Source organism: Erwinia persicina NBRC 102418 (assembly GCF_001571305.1).
Lineage (GTDB): Bacteria > Pseudomonadota > Gammaproteobacteria > Enterobacterales > Enterobacteriaceae > Erwinia > Erwinia persicina.
Genome location: NZ_BCTN01000029.1, coordinates 19,468 through 33,300, shown reverse-complemented (window position 1 = coordinate 33,300; position 13,833 = coordinate 19,468). Strand labels below are relative to the sequence as shown.

Annotated in this window: 13 protein-coding genes and 1 tRNA gene; 10 read left to right on the top strand and 4 right to left on the bottom strand. The window is 55.3% G+C overall.

What is annotated here, in order from left to right:
• The first annotated feature begins 8 nt into the window (after positions 1–8).
• Positions 9–84, top strand: a tRNA-Trp gene (locus tag EPE01S_RS21065).
• A 131-nt stretch (positions 85–215) separates the two neighbouring features.
• Here the strand turns inward: EPE01S_RS21065 and hdfR are convergent.
• Complete coding sequence (gene hdfR / locus EPE01S_RS21060) at positions 216–1,043, bottom strand: HTH-type transcriptional regulator HdfR (RefSeq protein WP_062749121.1); 828 nt, start codon at positions 1,041–1,043, stop codon at positions 216–218.
• Between the two features lie 121 nt (positions 1,044–1,164).
• On the opposite strand from hdfR, the gene EPE01S_RS21055 reads away from it, so the two are divergent.
• Complete coding sequence (locus EPE01S_RS21055; protein WP_062749119.1) at positions 1,165–1,503, top strand: MaoP family protein; 339 nt, start codon at positions 1,165–1,167, stop codon at positions 1,501–1,503.
• A 33-nt stretch (positions 1,504–1,536) separates the two neighbouring features.
• On the opposite strand, the gene EPE01S_RS21050 is transcribed toward EPE01S_RS21055, so the two are convergent.
• On the bottom strand, positions 1,537–3,057 hold the full coding sequence (locus tag EPE01S_RS21050; protein WP_062749117.1) for a YifB family Mg chelatase-like AAA ATPase: 1,521 nt from the start codon (positions 3,055–3,057) through the stop codon (positions 1,537–1,539).
• A gap of 338 nt (positions 3,058–3,395) precedes the next feature.
• Between EPE01S_RS21050 and ilvL the strand changes: the two genes are divergently transcribed.
• The 6 genes from ilvL to ilvA all read left to right on the top strand — a co-directional run bounded on the left by ilvL (position 3,396) and on the right by ilvA (position 9,946).
• Entirely contained in the window at positions 3,396–3,494 is a 99-nt protein-coding gene (gene ilvL, locus EPE01S_RS23100) for an ilv operon leader peptide (RefSeq protein ID WP_072277511.1), read from the top strand.
• Positions 3,495–3,634: 140 nt separating this feature from the next.
• Positions 3,635–5,281: an acetolactate synthase 2 catalytic subunit gene (gene ilvG, locus EPE01S_RS21045; RefSeq protein ID WP_062749115.1), complete on the top strand. Its 1,647-nt coding sequence runs from the start codon at positions 3,635–3,637 to the stop codon at positions 5,279–5,281.
• Complete coding sequence (gene ilvM, locus EPE01S_RS21040) at positions 5,278–5,535, top strand: acetolactate synthase 2 small subunit (RefSeq protein ID WP_062749113.1); 258 nt, start codon at positions 5,278–5,280, stop codon at positions 5,533–5,535. Before ilvG ends, ilvM begins: the two co-directional genes overlap by 4 nt.
• An 18-nt stretch (positions 5,536–5,553) precedes the next feature.
• Positions 5,554–6,480, top strand: a complete 927-nt coding sequence (locus EPE01S_RS21035) for a branched-chain amino acid transaminase (RefSeq protein ID WP_062749111.1) — start codon at positions 5,554–5,556, stop codon at positions 6,478–6,480.
• 65 nt (positions 6,481–6,545) lie between these two features.
• The gene (gene ilvD, locus EPE01S_RS21030; protein WP_062749109.1) at positions 6,546–8,396 is read left to right on the top strand and encodes a dihydroxy-acid dehydratase; all 1,851 of its coding nucleotides are present in this window, start codon (positions 6,546–6,548) and stop codon (positions 8,394–8,396) included.
• 5 nt (positions 8,397–8,401) lie between these two features.
• On the top strand, positions 8,402–9,946 hold the full coding sequence (gene ilvA, locus EPE01S_RS21025) for a threonine ammonia-lyase, biosynthetic (RefSeq protein WP_062749107.1): 1,545 nt from the start codon (positions 8,402–8,404) through the stop codon (positions 9,944–9,946).
• Here ilvA and ilvY read toward each other — a convergent pair.
• Positions 9,943–10,824: an HTH-type transcriptional activator IlvY gene (gene ilvY / locus EPE01S_RS21020; RefSeq protein WP_062749105.1), complete on the bottom strand. Its 882-nt coding sequence runs from the start codon at positions 10,822–10,824 to the stop codon at positions 9,943–9,945. The genes ilvA and ilvY overlap by 4 nt on opposite strands.
• A gap of 166 nt (positions 10,825–10,990) precedes the next feature.
• On the opposite strand from ilvY, the gene ilvC reads away from it, so the two are divergent.
• The gene (gene ilvC / locus EPE01S_RS21015; RefSeq protein ID WP_062749103.1) at positions 10,991–12,469 is read left to right on the top strand and encodes a ketol-acid reductoisomerase; all 1,479 of its coding nucleotides are present in this window, start codon (positions 10,991–10,993) and stop codon (positions 12,467–12,469) included.
• A gap of 64 nt (positions 12,470–12,533) precedes the next feature.
• On the opposite strand, the gene ppiC is transcribed toward ilvC, so the two are convergent.
• Positions 12,534–12,815, bottom strand: a complete 282-nt coding sequence (ppiC, locus tag EPE01S_RS21010; RefSeq protein WP_062749101.1) for a peptidylprolyl isomerase PpiC — start codon at positions 12,813–12,815, stop codon at positions 12,534–12,536.
• A gap of 196 nt (positions 12,816–13,011) precedes the next feature.
• On the opposite strand from ppiC, the gene EPE01S_RS21005 reads away from it, so the two are divergent.
• Positions 13,012–13,815 carry a MoaF C-terminal domain-containing protein gene (locus tag EPE01S_RS21005; protein ID WP_072277510.1) on the top strand — a complete coding sequence of 268 codons (804 nt, stop codon included), beginning with the start codon at positions 13,012–13,014 and terminating at the stop codon, positions 13,813–13,815.
• Positions 13,816–13,833 lie beyond the last annotated feature (18 nt).

Genomic DNA, 13,833 nt, shown 5'->3' with positions numbered 1-13,833 from the left:
ACCCTTTTAGGGGCGTAGTTCAATTGGTAGAGCACCGGTCTCCAAAACCGGGTGTTGGGAGTTCGAGTCTCTCCGCCCCTGCCAAATAAAAACAATCCTTTGCTTCGGCAAAGGATTTTTTTTGTCTAAAATTCCTGACTTTTTCACCGTTTACTCCGCCAAAAGCATAAAAAAAGACCAGCAGACTGGCCTTTTTTGCTGTTTATTTCAGCTCATTACGCTCTGACATTCACCGGAAACTTAATTAATTGACGGATATGTGCCTGCTGATCGCTGTTTTGTAACCACACCGCATACAGGGGTCTGGAAGCGACAGCAGTATCAGGGATCACTAAAAGATCGCTGTATTCTTTACCCCAAACGTCCGGTAAAAAAGCACAGGCTCCCGTGGTATGCAGGAGCTGTCGGGTCAGATGTGCGGAGGTCGTCGTCAGTACGGGAACATCATCGGCTCCGGCCAGATAGCTTTCATGCTGGTGAAAATCAGCGCCCCATTCCAGCTTAATGTAGTCATATTTCTCTTTTTTCTCCGATTTTCGCGATCGGAACAGCGTCAGGGAGATATGGCCGATTTGTTGACTGCTTAACTCGTCCATTTTAGGGGCCTCTGTCGTCACCAGCAGGTCAAGCTGACGCTCATGCAGCTGTTTGACCAGAGAATGGCGCTGGGCCACGCGTGCTTCGAGATGCAGGCTTTCCCGGTTCTCATACAGCGTCTGAAGCCACGGTGTCAGGTAAGCCTCCCATAGTGATGCACTGGCCCCAATCGACAGCTCATGATGCTGCTGCGTGTGTGCCACCTCTTTCTTGGCCATCAGCCACGTGCTCATCAGACTCTCTGCATAGGGCAGCAGGCGCTCCCCGGCAGACGTCAGTCTGATGTTGTTACGATGGCGGGTAAACAGGCTCACTCCCAGCTGGTTTTCAAGCTGTCTGATGCGAAAACTGACAGCAGATTGCGTGAGATAGAGTGCTTCCGCTGCACGTCCAAAGTGGCGAGTTCTGCTCACTTCAAGAAAGGTTTTCAGTAATTCCGTATCCACATCCATCTCCTAAAAAACATTTGTCGTTATGATTTAAATGTTTTGTTTTACACTCTGTCAAGCCTATCTAATACTCCGCGCCATAAATAGCACGGCCATAAAAGAGTTAGGAGCGTGTAAAATGGCGGAAAGCTTCGCAACAACGAATCGTTTTTTTGATAACAAACATTACCCTCGCGGGTTCTCCCGTCACGGTGATTTCACCATCAAAGAAGCCCAACTTCTTGAGCGTTATGGTTACGCTTTTAACGAGCTGGATCTGGCAAAGCGTGAGCCAGGCACAGAAGAAGAGCGACTGTTCATTGAGGTGTGCCGGGGCGTGCGTGAGCCGCAAACTGAGGCAGAAAAAGTCTGGTCAAAATACATGACACGGATTAAACGTCCTAAGCGTTTTCATACTCTTTCCGGCGGCAAACCGCAGATGGAAGGGGTTGAAGACTACACGGATAGTGACGATTAAGATTAAGGGGCTTCGGCCCCTTTTTCATGCCGGCTATTCGAGGCTGTTATGCAGATGAATCAGCAGACGGTCGATGGCCCGATAGCTTATTGCTTCAGTCAAATGCTCCCGTCTGATTACGCTGTCCCCCGCCAGGTCGGCAATCGTACGTGCCACCTTCAAAATACGTTGCCACGCCCGCACTGACAGGCCCAGTTGCACCAGTATCTGCTCCAGCCATTCCGCATCCACTGGCGTAAGTGTACAGCATGCCTGTATTTCGTGGTTGCTCATTAACGCATTCACTTTGCCACAGCGTCCCAGCTGGCGATCTCGTGCCCTCAATACCCGCTCACGTACTTTTTCACTGGACTCGCCGCCACGCGGCTGACCACTCAACATGCCCGGAGGGAGTAAAGGGACCTCAAGGGAGAGATCGAAGCGGTCAAGAAAGGGGCCCGAAAGGCGACTAAGATAGCGTAGCGTCTGGCGCGGCGAGCTGCGATTGTGTTGTCCCGTATAGTGACCGGTCGGGCTGGGGTTCATGGCAGCAATTAACTGGAAGCGTGCCGGATAGGTTATTTTCGCCCGGGCCCGTGAAATACTGATCTCCCCAGACTCAAGAGGCTCTCGTAACGCATCCAGCGTCCGGCGTTCAAATTCCGGGAGTTCGTCCAGAAAGAGGATGCCGTTATGCGCCAGTGAAATTTCCCCCGGTTTAGGTAGCGATCCACCACCGACCAGCGCAAAGAGCGATGCACTGTGATGAGGGGAGCGAAACGGCCTCTGACGCCACTGACGGTGCAGCTCCCCGCTACCCACCAGACTGGCTACGCTGGCGCTCTCCAGGGCCTCACGATCGCTTAGAGGTGGCATCAGTCCACACAGGCGGGATGCCAGCATTGTTTTCCCTGTTCCCGGCGGGCCGATCAGTAAAAGATTATGCCCGCCTGCGGCCGTGACCTCCAGCGCCCGCCTGGCCTGATGCTGACCAATAATTTCATTTAAATCACCTGAAAGGGGAGGGGACGGCGGCTCCTGACACTGTGCCGCTTCCAGCGTCCCTTTGCCGTGCAGGAAGGTACACACCGCCAGCAGGCAGGTGGCTACCAGGCTCTCCCCATGCTGAATTAATCCAACATCATTCTGATTTTCCGCAGAGAGAATCAGCTGCCGCCCACAGTCCAGAGCCGCAACGGCCGCCGGAATAGCGCCCTGTACGCTGCGTAGCGCACCCGTCAGCGCCAGTTCGCCGAGGAATTCATAGCCTGAGAGTTTATCCGCCGGGATCTGCTCTGAGGCGGCAAGGATGGCGATAGCGATGGGCAAATCATACCTGCCGCCCTCTTTAGGCAGGTCGGCGGGGGCGAGATTAACGGTGATCCGCTTTGCCGGGAAAGTGAAACCACTGTTGATAATGGCGCTGCGTACACGGTCGCGGGCCTCTTTCACCGTGGTTTCCGGCAGTCCGACCAGCGAAAGCGCCGGCAGACCATTGCTGAGATGGACTTCTACCGACACCTGAGGGGCCTGGATGCCCAGTGCGGCGCGGGTAAACACGACAGATAGCGACATAAACTCTCCTTGTCGTGCCTACTGTGCGACAGAGGAAGCAGGAGGGCGAGAAGCCGATTGGGGATTTGTGCAGCATGTCTGAAGATGATTACCTCGTTCAACAGTCAGCGACATTGTGTTGCGGACAGGCGCGAAAATGGAGACAGGGAAAATAAAATGGTCACACTGCGTGACGGATGAAAAAGATTCATTTTTTTCTTATCGACTGAATAACAAAAGTTTTTTTCAGATCTGCGCCCGACGTCATAAAATAAAATGATGAAAAAAGTTGAATTAAAGCTAATAACTGTGATAACTCTGTAGGCATTACTTCGAACAAGCGAATTAAAAGAATCCAAATGAAAGCCCTTCTACGAGTCATTAGCCTAGTCGTTATTAACGTCGTCGTGATTATTATCACGCCGTGCGGGGCTACGCTCGGAGAAAGAAAGGCTTAAAAATCAAGCCTGATTTCGAAAGAACCCCCGCACCGAAAGGTCCGGGGGTTTTTTTTTGGCAAGGCATCAACGACAGAGGAACAAAATATGAACAGTAGCATAAAATGCTGTTGTTCCCAGCGAGAGGCGGGGGAATAACTATGAATGGTGCTCAGTGGGTGGTTCAAGCTTTGCGTGCACAGGGTGTCGAAACGGTATTCGGCTACCCGGGTGGTGCAATCATGCCGGTCTATGACGCGCTCTATGACGGTGGCGTCGAACATCTACTGTGCCGCCATGAGCAGGGGGCGGCCATGGCTGCTATCGGCTTCGCACGTGCAACGGGAAAAGTGGGTGTCTGTATTGCCACCTCCGGGCCGGGCGCGACGAATCTGATCACTGGACTTGCTGATGCCATGCTGGACTCTGTGCCGATTGTGGCGATCACCGGGCAGGTCTCCTCTGCGGTAATGGGAACGGATGCGTTTCAGGAAATTGATGTTCTGGGTCTGTCGCTGGCCTGCACCAAACATAGCTTCCTCGTAGAGTCCCTTGATGAACTTCCTGTGGTGATGGCAGAAGCTTTCGCCATTGCAAAATCGGGCCGTCCTGGCCCGGTTCTGGTGGATATTCCTAAAGATATCCAGTTAGCCAGCGGCGATCTGGTTGCCCATCTGCTGCCGGTCGGGCAGGAAATGGCCCATCCCCATGTTGAACTGCAGCAGGCGCGCAGCCTGCTGGCCCAGGCGAAGAAACCGATCCTGTATGTCGGCGGCGGCGTGGGAATGGCGGATGCGGTTCATGCTTTACGCGCTTTTGCCAGAGAGACCGGCATTCCAACGGTTGCAACGTTGAAAGGACTGGGTACGCCCGATGCTGACGATGCCTGCTATCTGGGCATGCTCGGCATGCACGGCACGAAAGCCGCCAACCTGGCCGTCCAGCAGTGTGACCTGCTGATCGCCGTCGGTGCCCGCTTTGATGACCGTGTTACCGGCAAGCTGGATACCTTTGCGCCGCATGCCAGCGTCATCCATCTGGATATTGACCCGGCAGAGCTGCATAAACTCCGCCGGGCGCACGTCGGTTTGCAGGGCGATCTCAACAAACTGCTGCCCGACCTGTATCAGCCGGTGGATATCACTGCCTGGCGTGAAGACGTGAAAGCCCTGAAAGCCGATCACGGCTGGCGTTACGATCATCCGGGAGAGGCGATTTTTGCACCGCTGTTTTTGAAACAGCTGTCAGACCGCAAACCTCAGAGTGCGGTGGTGACGACAGATGTGGGTCAGCACCAGATGTGGGCCGCCCAGCATATGAGCTTTAACCGCCCGGAAAATTTCATTACCTCCAGCGGGCTGGGCACCATGGGCTTCGGCCTGCCTGCAGCCGTCGGGGCACAGGTGGCGCGTCCGGATGACACCGTGATCTGCGTCTCCGGCGATGGTTCATTTATGATGAACGTGCAGGAACTGGGTACCGTTAAGCGCAAACAGCTGCCGGTGAAAATCGTTCTGATGGATAACCAGCGGCTGGGCATGGTACGTCAGTGGCAGCAGCTGTTTTTTGAGGAGCGTTACAGCGAAACCAATCTCTCAGATAACCCGGACTTTCTCATGCTGGCGAGTGCCTTTGGCATTCCCGGCCAGCGTATTACCCGCAAAGATCAGGTCGACGCCGCATTAGATGCTTTGCTGCACAGTGAAGGGCCTTACATGCTGCATGTCGCGATTGATGAACATGAGAACGTCTGGCCTCTGGTACCGCCGGGTGCCAGCAATGAAAATATGATGGAGAAAACCTCATGAAACAGCATCAATTGTCTATAGAAGCGCGCTTTCGCCCGGAAATACTGGAACGTATTTTGCGGGTCGTGCGCCACCGTGGCTTCCAGGTGTGCTCAATGAACATGGCCTCGCGGGTGAATACCGACAACATTAATATTGAGATGACCGTTGCCAGCCAGCGTTCCGTCGATTTACTGTCAACGCAGTTGAGTAAATTAATGGATGTGGCCTGCGTTCAGATCCAACAGCAAACAACACAACAAATCCGCGCATAAGCGCGCAAGGAAACGAGAATGACGAAGAAAGCTGACTTTATCTGGTTCAATGGCGAGATGGTGAAATGGGAAGACGCGAAGGTCAGCGTAATGTCCCATGCACTGCACTACGGCACGTCTGTCTTTGAAGGCGTACGCTGCTATGACTCGCACAAAGGGCCAGTAGTCTTCCGCCATCGTGAACATATGCAGCGTCTGCGTGACTCTGCAAAAATCTACCGTTTCCCGGTCAGCCTGAGTGTTGATGAGTTGATGGAAGCCTGCCGCGCCACGCTGCGCAAAAACAACCTGAAGAGTGCCTACATCCGTCCGCTGGTGTTCGTGGGTGACGTCGGCCTGGGCGTGAACCCGCCTGACGGTTATGAAACAGACATCATCATCGCCGCCTTCCCGTGGGGGGCTTACCTGGGGGCTGAAGCGCTGGAGCAGGGTATTGATGCGATGGTGTCTTCATGGAATCGTGTCGCTCCGAATACGCTGCCTACTGCGGCGAAAGCGGGCGGTAACTATCTGTCCTCGCTGCTGGTCGGTAGCGAAGCGCGCCGTCATGGTTATCAGGAAGGGATCGCGCTGGATACACAGGGCTACATCTCTGAAGGTGCTGGTGAAAACCTGTTCGAAGTGAAAGACGGGATCCTGTTTACCCCGCCGTTTACCTCTTCCGCTCTGCCAGGAATTACGCGTGACGCCATCATCAAACTGGCGCAGGATATGGGGATTGAAGTGCGCGAGCAGGTGCTGTCGCGCGAGTCCCTGTACCTGGCTGACGAAGTCTTTATGTCAGGTACTGCTGCGGAGATCACGCCGGTACGCAGCGTTGATGGGATCCAGGTGGGCGAAGGCAAACGTGGCCCGGTCACCGCACGCATTCAGTCTGCTTTCTTTGGCCTGTTCACGGGTGAGACGGAAGACAAATGGGGCTGGCTGGATCCGGTTAACCCATAACAATAATGTTTTTTCGCGGGCGTCAGTTGACGCCCGCGCACTATCTGATTTCTGGAGTAAAGAGCATGCCTAAGTATCGTTCCGCCACTACCACCCACGGCCGCAATATGGCCGGTGCCCGTGCCCTTTGGCGCGCCACAGGAATGACCGATGATGACTTCGGTAAGCCGATCATTGCCGTCGTTAACTCCTTTACGCAGTTCGTGCCGGGCCACGTTCACCTGCGCGACCTGGGTAAACTGGTTGCCGAGGAGATTGAAGCCTCAGGCGGCGTGGCGAAAGAGTTCAACACCATTGCCGTGGACGATGGGATCGCCATGGGCCACGGCGGGATGCTCTACTCTCTGCCGTCGCGTGAGCTGATCGCTGACTCCGTGGAGTATATGGTCAACGCACACTGTGCGGATGCCATGGTGTGTATCTCTAACTGCGACAAAATCACCCCGGGAATGCTGATGGCGTCTCTGCGCCTGAATATTCCGGTGATCTTCGTTTCCGGCGGCCCGATGGAAGCCGGTAAAACCAAGCTGTCTGACAAAATCATTAAACTCGATCTCGTCGATGCGATGATTCAGGGCGCAAACCCGAACGTCAGCGATGCAGAAAGTGACCAGATTGAACGTTCTGCCTGCCCGACGTGCGGCTCCTGTTCCGGGATGTTCACCGCTAACTCAATGAACTGTCTGACCGAAGCGCTGGGTCTGTCTCAGCCGGGTAACGGTTCACTGCTGGCGACCCACGCCGATCGTAAAGAGCTGTTCCTGAATGCGGGGCGTCGTATTGTCGCTCTGACTAAGCGTTACTACGAGCAGGATGATGAAACCGCGCTGCCGCGCAGCATTGCCAGCAAAGCCGCGTTTGAAAACGCCATTACGCTGGATATCGCCATGGGCGGGTCCACTAACACTGTTCTGCACCTGCTGGCCGCCGCTCAGGAAGGGGAAATCGATTTTGATATCTCTGACATCGATCGCCTGTCACGCCTGGTACCACACCTGTGCAAAGTGGCGCCAAGCACCCAGAAGTACCACATGGAAGACGTGCACCGCGCTGGTGGCGTCCTAGGCATCCTCGGTGAGTTGGATCGTGCCGGGCTGCTCGACAACAGCGTGCGTAACATTCTCGGCCTGAGCCTGCGTGAAACCCTGGATCAGTACGACATCATGCTGACCAAAGATGAAGCTGTGAAAAAAATGTTCCGCGCCGGCCCGGCGGGTATCCGTACGACCCAGGCTTTCTCGCAGGACACCCGTTGGGACACTCTGGATGACGATCGTCAGGAAGGCTGTATTCGTTCCCGCGAGTTCGCCTTCAGTCAGGACGGCGGTCTGGCCGTTCTGTACGGCAACATTGCTGAAAACGGCTGTATCGTTAAAACCGCAGGTGTTGATGAAGGCAGCCTGGTGTTCAGCGGTCCGGCAAAAGTCTACGAAAGCCAGGACGATGCCGTCGCGGCAATCCTTGGCGGTAAAGTGGTGGCAGGGGACGTGGTCGTGATCCGTTACGAAGGGCCTAAAGGGGGGCCGGGCATGCAGGAAATGCTCTATCCGACCACCTATCTGAAATCGATGGGACTGGGTAAAGCCTGTGCGCTGATCACCGATGGGCGTTTCTCTGGCGGCACCTCCGGGCTGTCAATCGGTCATGCTTCCCCGGAAGCGGCCAGCGGCGGCACCATCGCGCTGGTGAAAGACGGCGATATCATCAATATTGATATTCCACAGCGTGGCATCCAGCTGGACGTGCCAGAGAATGAACTGGCTGCCCGTCGTCTGGAAGAAGATGCACGTGGCGATCAGGCCTACACGCCACACGGTCGTGAGCGTCAGGTTTCCTTCGCGCTGCGCGCTTATGCCACCCTGGCAACCAGCGCTGACAAAGGCGCCGTCCGTGATAAGAGTAAGCTGGGAGGCTAACCAACATGGCTGAATCTCAACCGCTATCCGACCAGCCCAGCGGCGCGGAGTACCTGCGCGCCGTCCTGCGTGCGCCGGTGTACGAAGCTGCACAGGTCACGCCGTTGCAGAAGATGGAAAAAATCTCTGCGCGCCTCGGTAACACCATTCTGGTGAAACGTGAGGACCGCCAGCCGGTCCACAGCTTTAAGCTGCGCGGGGCCTACGCGATGATCGCCGGGCTTAGCGCAGAGCAGAAAGCCTGTGGGGTGATTACGGCGTCGGCCGGTAACCATGCCCAGGGCGTGGCGCTGTCATCCACTAAGCTGGGCATTAAGTCCCTGATTGTGATGCCAGTAGCAACGGCAGATATCAAGGTGGATGCGGTGCGGGCGTTTGGCGGTGAGGTTTATCTCTTTGGAGCTAACTTTGACGAGGCCAAAGCCAAAGCCATCGAGCTTTCTGAGCAGCAGGGCTATACCTTCGTGCCGCCGTTTGACCACCCGATGGTGATTGCCGGGCAGGGCACGCTGGCCATGGAACTGCTGCAGCAGGATGCCCATCTGGACCGCGTCTTTGTGCCGGTGGGCGGCGGCGGGCTGGCAGCCGGCGTGGCGGTGCTGATCAAACAGCTGATGCCGCAAATCAAAGTGATTGCGGTAGAAGCCGTAGATTCTGCCTGCCTTAAAGCTGCGCTCGACGCCGGGCATCCGGTCGATCTGCCGCGCGTCGGGCTTTTTGCCGAAGGCGTGGCGGTGAAGCGGATCGGCAGTGAAACCTTTCGTCTCTGCCAGGCGTATGTTGACGACATTGTTACCGTCGACAGCGATGCCATCTGTGCCGCGATGAAAGATCTCTTTGATGATGTGCGAGCGGTGGCGGAGCCTTCCGGTGCGCTGGCGCTGGCGGGGATGAAGAAGTACATCCAGCAGCATCAGATTGAGGGGGAACGGCTGGCCCACGTACTGTCCGGCGCAAACGTCAACTTCCACGGGCTGCGCTATGTCTCTGAGCGTTGTGAACTGGGTGAGCAGCGTGAAGCGCTGCTGGCGGTGACTATTCCCGAGCAGCAGGGCAGTTTCCTGCGATTCTGTCAGCTGCTGGGTGGCCGTTCTGTCACGGAGTTCAACTACCGTTATGCCAATGCCGATGAAGCCTGCATCTTTGTCGGCGTACGGCTGACGCGTGGACTGCCTGAACGCGAGGAAATTCTGGCGCTACTGTCCGACGGCGGTTACAAGGTAGTGGATCTGTCTGACGATGAGATGGCGAAACTGCACGTACGCTATATGGTCGGGGGGCGTCCATCCAAACCTCTGCGTGAGCGGCTGTTCAGCTTTGAATTTCCTGAAGCCCCCGGTGCGCTGCTGCGTTTCCTGCAGACGTTGGGTACGCACTGGAATATTTCCCTGTTCCACTATCGCAGTCACGGTACCGACTACGGTCGCGTACTGGCGGCATTTGAGCTGAGTGACAGTGAACCCCGGTTTGAAGAGCATCTGACGGCGCTGGGCTATGATTTCCATGATGAAACCAGTAACCCGGCTTTCCGTTTCTTCCTGGCGGGTTAAAGTAGCTTCCAGAACGCATCAATAAGCGGCTCACTGAGCCGCTTTTTTTGTACGCAAACGCCCAGCTCGAAGGGCGCGACCATCTCGACATCTTCCAGCTCCAGGATACGGTTACGAATCGGTTCCGGGCTGTTCTCGAGCACCACATCCGGCAGCAGTGCGATGCCGCAGCCCAGTGCCACCATCGAAACAATCGCCTCATGGCCTGCCACCGTCGCGTAGATCTGTGGATTAGCGATATGACGGTGACGGAACCAAAGGTCAATACGCCGCCTTGACGGCCCCTGTGCGGGCAAAATAAACGGGATCTGCGCCCAGTCAGGCTGTGCCTGCGTCGCCTGCGTACGCACCGGGCAGGGCAACGCCGGGGCAATCAGTACCAGCGGGATCAGCCCGAGCGGCATAAAGCCGATGCTGGCGGGCAACGTTTCCGGCCGTCCGGCAATGGCAATATCCACTTCGTTAGTTTGTACTTTTTCTACCGCATCGGCAGCATCGCCGGTGGTTAATTTGATTTCGACCAGCGGGTGCTCGGCGCGGAAGCGATCAAGGATGGGCGGAAGATGGCTATAGGCGGCGGTCACTGAACAAAACAGCTGGAGTTCGCCGCTGAGCGACGGGCCATTCTGGCCCATGGCGTGGCGCATTTGCTGATACTGCAACAGCGTCTGCTGAGCAAACTGCCGCAGGCGTTCCCCTGCATCGGTCAGCGTGACGGTGCGGTTATCGCGCAGAAACAACGTCTGGCCCAGGTCTTCTTCCAGCCGTTGGATCTGTCTGGAAAGCGTTGAGGGACTGACGTGCATTGCGCGAGCGCTACGTCCGAAGTGGCGGCTGTCAGCCAGATGGAGAAACAGTTTCAGGTCACGCAGATCCATCAGAGTCAGGCCTCATCATTACGTTGCAAAAAGTGCAATATCACGTTGTTAATATATCAATTTCAGCAACGCATTTCCTGTCATATGATAAGGTCTATTCAGGGGCAGGAAATTATCCCCCAGACAATAAACAATAATGCGAACACAACCTCATACGGAGTACCCCATGGCTAACTATTTCAACACTTTGAACCTGCGCAACCAGCTGGCGCAATTAGGTAAATGTCGCTTTATGGCTCGTGATGAATTCGCGGATGAAGCCAGCTACCTGAAAGGTAAAAAAGTCGTCATCGTTGGCTGTGGTGCGCAGGGCCTGAACCAGGGGCTGAATATGCGCGATTCCGGTCTGGACATTGCTTACGCTCTTCGTGCCGAAGCGATTGCTGAGAAACGTGCCTCATGGCGTAAAGCGACCGAAAACGGCTTCAAAGTCGGGACGTATGAAGAACTGATCCCGCAGGCAGACCTGGTGGTTAACCTGACGCCAGACAAGCAGCACACCTCGGTGGTTCAGGCCGTTCAGCCGCTGATGAAAGATGGCGCTGCGCTGGGTTACTCACACGGCTTCAACATTGTTGAAGTGGGTGAGCAGGTACGTAAAGACATCACCGTGGTAATGGTTGCACCGAAGTGCCCGGGGACGGAAGTTCGTGAAGAGTACAAACGTGGTTTCGGCGTACCGACGCTGATCGCCGTTCACCCTGAAAACGACCCGAAAGGCGAAGGCATGGCGATCGCGAAAGCCTGGGCTGCGGCAACCGGCGGTCACCGTGCGGGCGTGCTGGAGTCTTCCTTCGTGGCTGAAGTGAAATCTGACCTGATGGGTGAGCAGACGATCCTGTGTGGTATGTTACAGGCCGGTTCCCTGCTGTGTTTCGACAAGCTGGTTGCTGAAGGCACCGACGCGCCTTATGCAGAAAAACTGATTCAGTTCGGCTGGGAAACCATCACCGAAGCGCTGAAGCAGGGTGGCATCACTCTGATGATGGATCGTCTGTCTAACCCGGCTAAACTGCGTGCTTTCGCCCTGTCTGAGCAGCTGAAAACCATTATGGCTCCGCTGTTCCAGAAGCATATGGATGACATCATCTCCGGCGAATTCTCCTCCGGTATGATGGCTGACTGGGCAAACGACGACAAAAAACTGCTGGGCTGGCGTGAAGAGACCGGTAAAACGGCGTTTGAAACCGCGGCACAGTATGAAGGTAAAATCGCCGAGCAGGATTACTTCGACCAGGGCGTGGTGATGATTGCCATGGTGAAAGCGGGTGTTGAGCTGGCATTCGAAACGATGGTCGCTGCCGGTATCATTGAAGAGTCGGCCTACTATGAATCACTGCATGAACTGCCGCTGATTGCCAATACCATCGCGCGTAAGCGTCTGTATGAAATGAACGTGGTGATCTCGGATACCGCTGAGTACGGTAACTACCTGTTCTCTTACGCCGCCGTACCGCTGCTGAAAGAGTTCATGACCACGCTGCAGGCAGGCGATCTGGGCAAAGCGGTTAATACCACGACGACGGTTGATAACGCGCAGCTGCGTGATGTTAACGAAGCTATTCGCCACCATGACATCGAAACCGTTGGCCGCAAACTGCGTGGCTACATGACTGACATGAAGCGTATTGCTGTCGCGGGTTAATACTTCTGCACGCCGGGGCTGATGAATGTTCCGCCCAAAAAAAAGCGCCCTCAGGCGCTTTTTTTTAATTACGGTACAGCACTTTAATGATGTGGTAACCAAACTGGGTATGCAGCGGGCCCTGCGGCTCGATCAGCGGGCAGGAGAAGACCACCTTATCGAAGGCTGGTACCATCGCACCCTGTTTGAACTCACCTAAGTGACCGCCCTTCTTGCCTGAGGGGCAGGTGGAATGCTTTTTTGCCAGCTTTTCAAAGTCAGCACCCTGTTTCAGCTGTGCTAACAGATCGTTTGCCAGCGCTTCTTCTTTAACCAGAATATGCAGTGCTGCTGCCATCTTCGCCATGTTGTTCTCCAAAATTGTCGACGTTCAGGCCGGAGCCCGGATGGCGCCTACTATACCTGCTCAATGCGCCGGGTGCGAGATTGTCATTGGATGCTTTCCGATGTGTTTATGCGAATTTTACCCTCTCACTTCACGTTCCTTCCCCTCCCTGTTTTATAGACTCACAACCGTTCTTGACGAGAAAAGGAGAGTGAACATGAACGCATCTGTACTGAGCCCTTTAGCGGAACCAGGCTGGAAAAACTATGATGATTTTTCACGGGGCATTGATATCAACCGCCTGCCATCCACGCGCCACTGGGCGGGTAAGACGCTCGACCTGGCGCTGAATGATGGCAGTATTCTACAACTGAATTTTCATGCGGCGGCTGTCCATCACCGGCTTACCTGGCGCTGGGGTGGAGAAGAGGGTGAGGCGCAGATCGACGAAGTGTGCGTTTCCAAAAATCGCTACTTTTTCAGCTTTCCGCTGTCTGCCTTGCAGAGCCTGGCGCTGGTGATGAATACCACGACCGCCAGAGCGCTGGTGGTACGCTGTTCAATCCTGCCTGCCGCGGAGGCGCAGGGAGGTTCACGGCTCAGCCAGCAATTTTATACGGGTGCGGTGGCGACGCAGACCCCCTCCGGCTTTGAACCTCAGTTGACGCGTGAACTGATAGGCTACCGTACGCTGAATATCTACAGCCCCCACCACTACTACGAGCACTTTTACGTCAACAGTCAGCGCTATGCCTGGCAGAATCTGCGCGGTGAACAGTTTGGCCATGGCGACATGGATTACGCGACGTACTATAAATTTGAGCCCGATATGTACCTTTTCACCTTCCGCGAAAAAATCATCCCGGTCTGTTCCGTGTTTTTCTTTGACTATCAGGCCTGCCGGTGTACCGGGATTTTTATGGGCATCACGGCGGCTGGCGAAGTTCAGATCCGCCCGGCAGGCGCGATAATTAGCAAAATGAGTTTTAACTGCTATCCCGCTGGCGTGGTGCCATTTTAACCTTAAGGACACGTTCAC

What these genes read in the sequence shown, in the direction of transcription:
- EPE01S_RS21055 (WP_062749119.1), top strand. Translation starts at nt 1,165, where the DNA reads ATGGCGGAAAGCTTCGCAACAACGAATCGTTTTTTTGATAACAAACAT.
- EPE01S_RS21050 (WP_062749117.1), bottom strand. Translation starts at nt 3,057, where the DNA reads ATGTCGCTATCTGTCGTGTTTACCCGCGCCGCACTGGGCATCCAGGCC.
- ilvL (WP_072277511.1), top strand. Translation starts at nt 3,396, where the DNA reads ATGAAAGCCCTTCTACGAGTCATTAGCCTAGTCGTTATTAACGTCGTC.
- ilvG (WP_062749115.1), top strand. Translation starts at nt 3,635, where the DNA reads ATGAATGGTGCTCAGTGGGTGGTTCAAGCTTTGCGTGCACAGGGTGTC.
- ilvM (WP_062749113.1), top strand. Translation starts at nt 5,278, where the DNA reads ATGAAACAGCATCAATTGTCTATAGAAGCGCGCTTTCGCCCGGAAATA.
- EPE01S_RS21035 (WP_062749111.1), top strand. Translation starts at nt 5,554, where the DNA reads ATGACGAAGAAAGCTGACTTTATCTGGTTCAATGGCGAGATGGTGAAA.
- ilvD (WP_062749109.1), top strand. Translation starts at nt 6,546, where the DNA reads ATGCCTAAGTATCGTTCCGCCACTACCACCCACGGCCGCAATATGGCC.
- ilvA (WP_062749107.1), top strand. Translation starts at nt 8,402, where the DNA reads ATGGCTGAATCTCAACCGCTATCCGACCAGCCCAGCGGCGCGGAGTAC.
- ilvY (WP_062749105.1), bottom strand. Translation starts at nt 10,824, where the DNA reads ATGGATCTGCGTGACCTGAAACTGTTTCTCCATCTGGCTGACAGCCGC.
- ilvC (WP_062749103.1), top strand. Translation starts at nt 10,991, where the DNA reads ATGGCTAACTATTTCAACACTTTGAACCTGCGCAACCAGCTGGCGCAA.
- ppiC (WP_062749101.1), bottom strand. Translation starts at nt 12,815, where the DNA reads ATGGCGAAGATGGCAGCAGCACTGCATATTCTGGTTAAAGAAGAAGCG.
- EPE01S_RS21005 (WP_072277510.1), top strand. Translation starts at nt 13,012, where the DNA reads ATGAACGCATCTGTACTGAGCCCTTTAGCGGAACCAGGCTGGAAAAAC.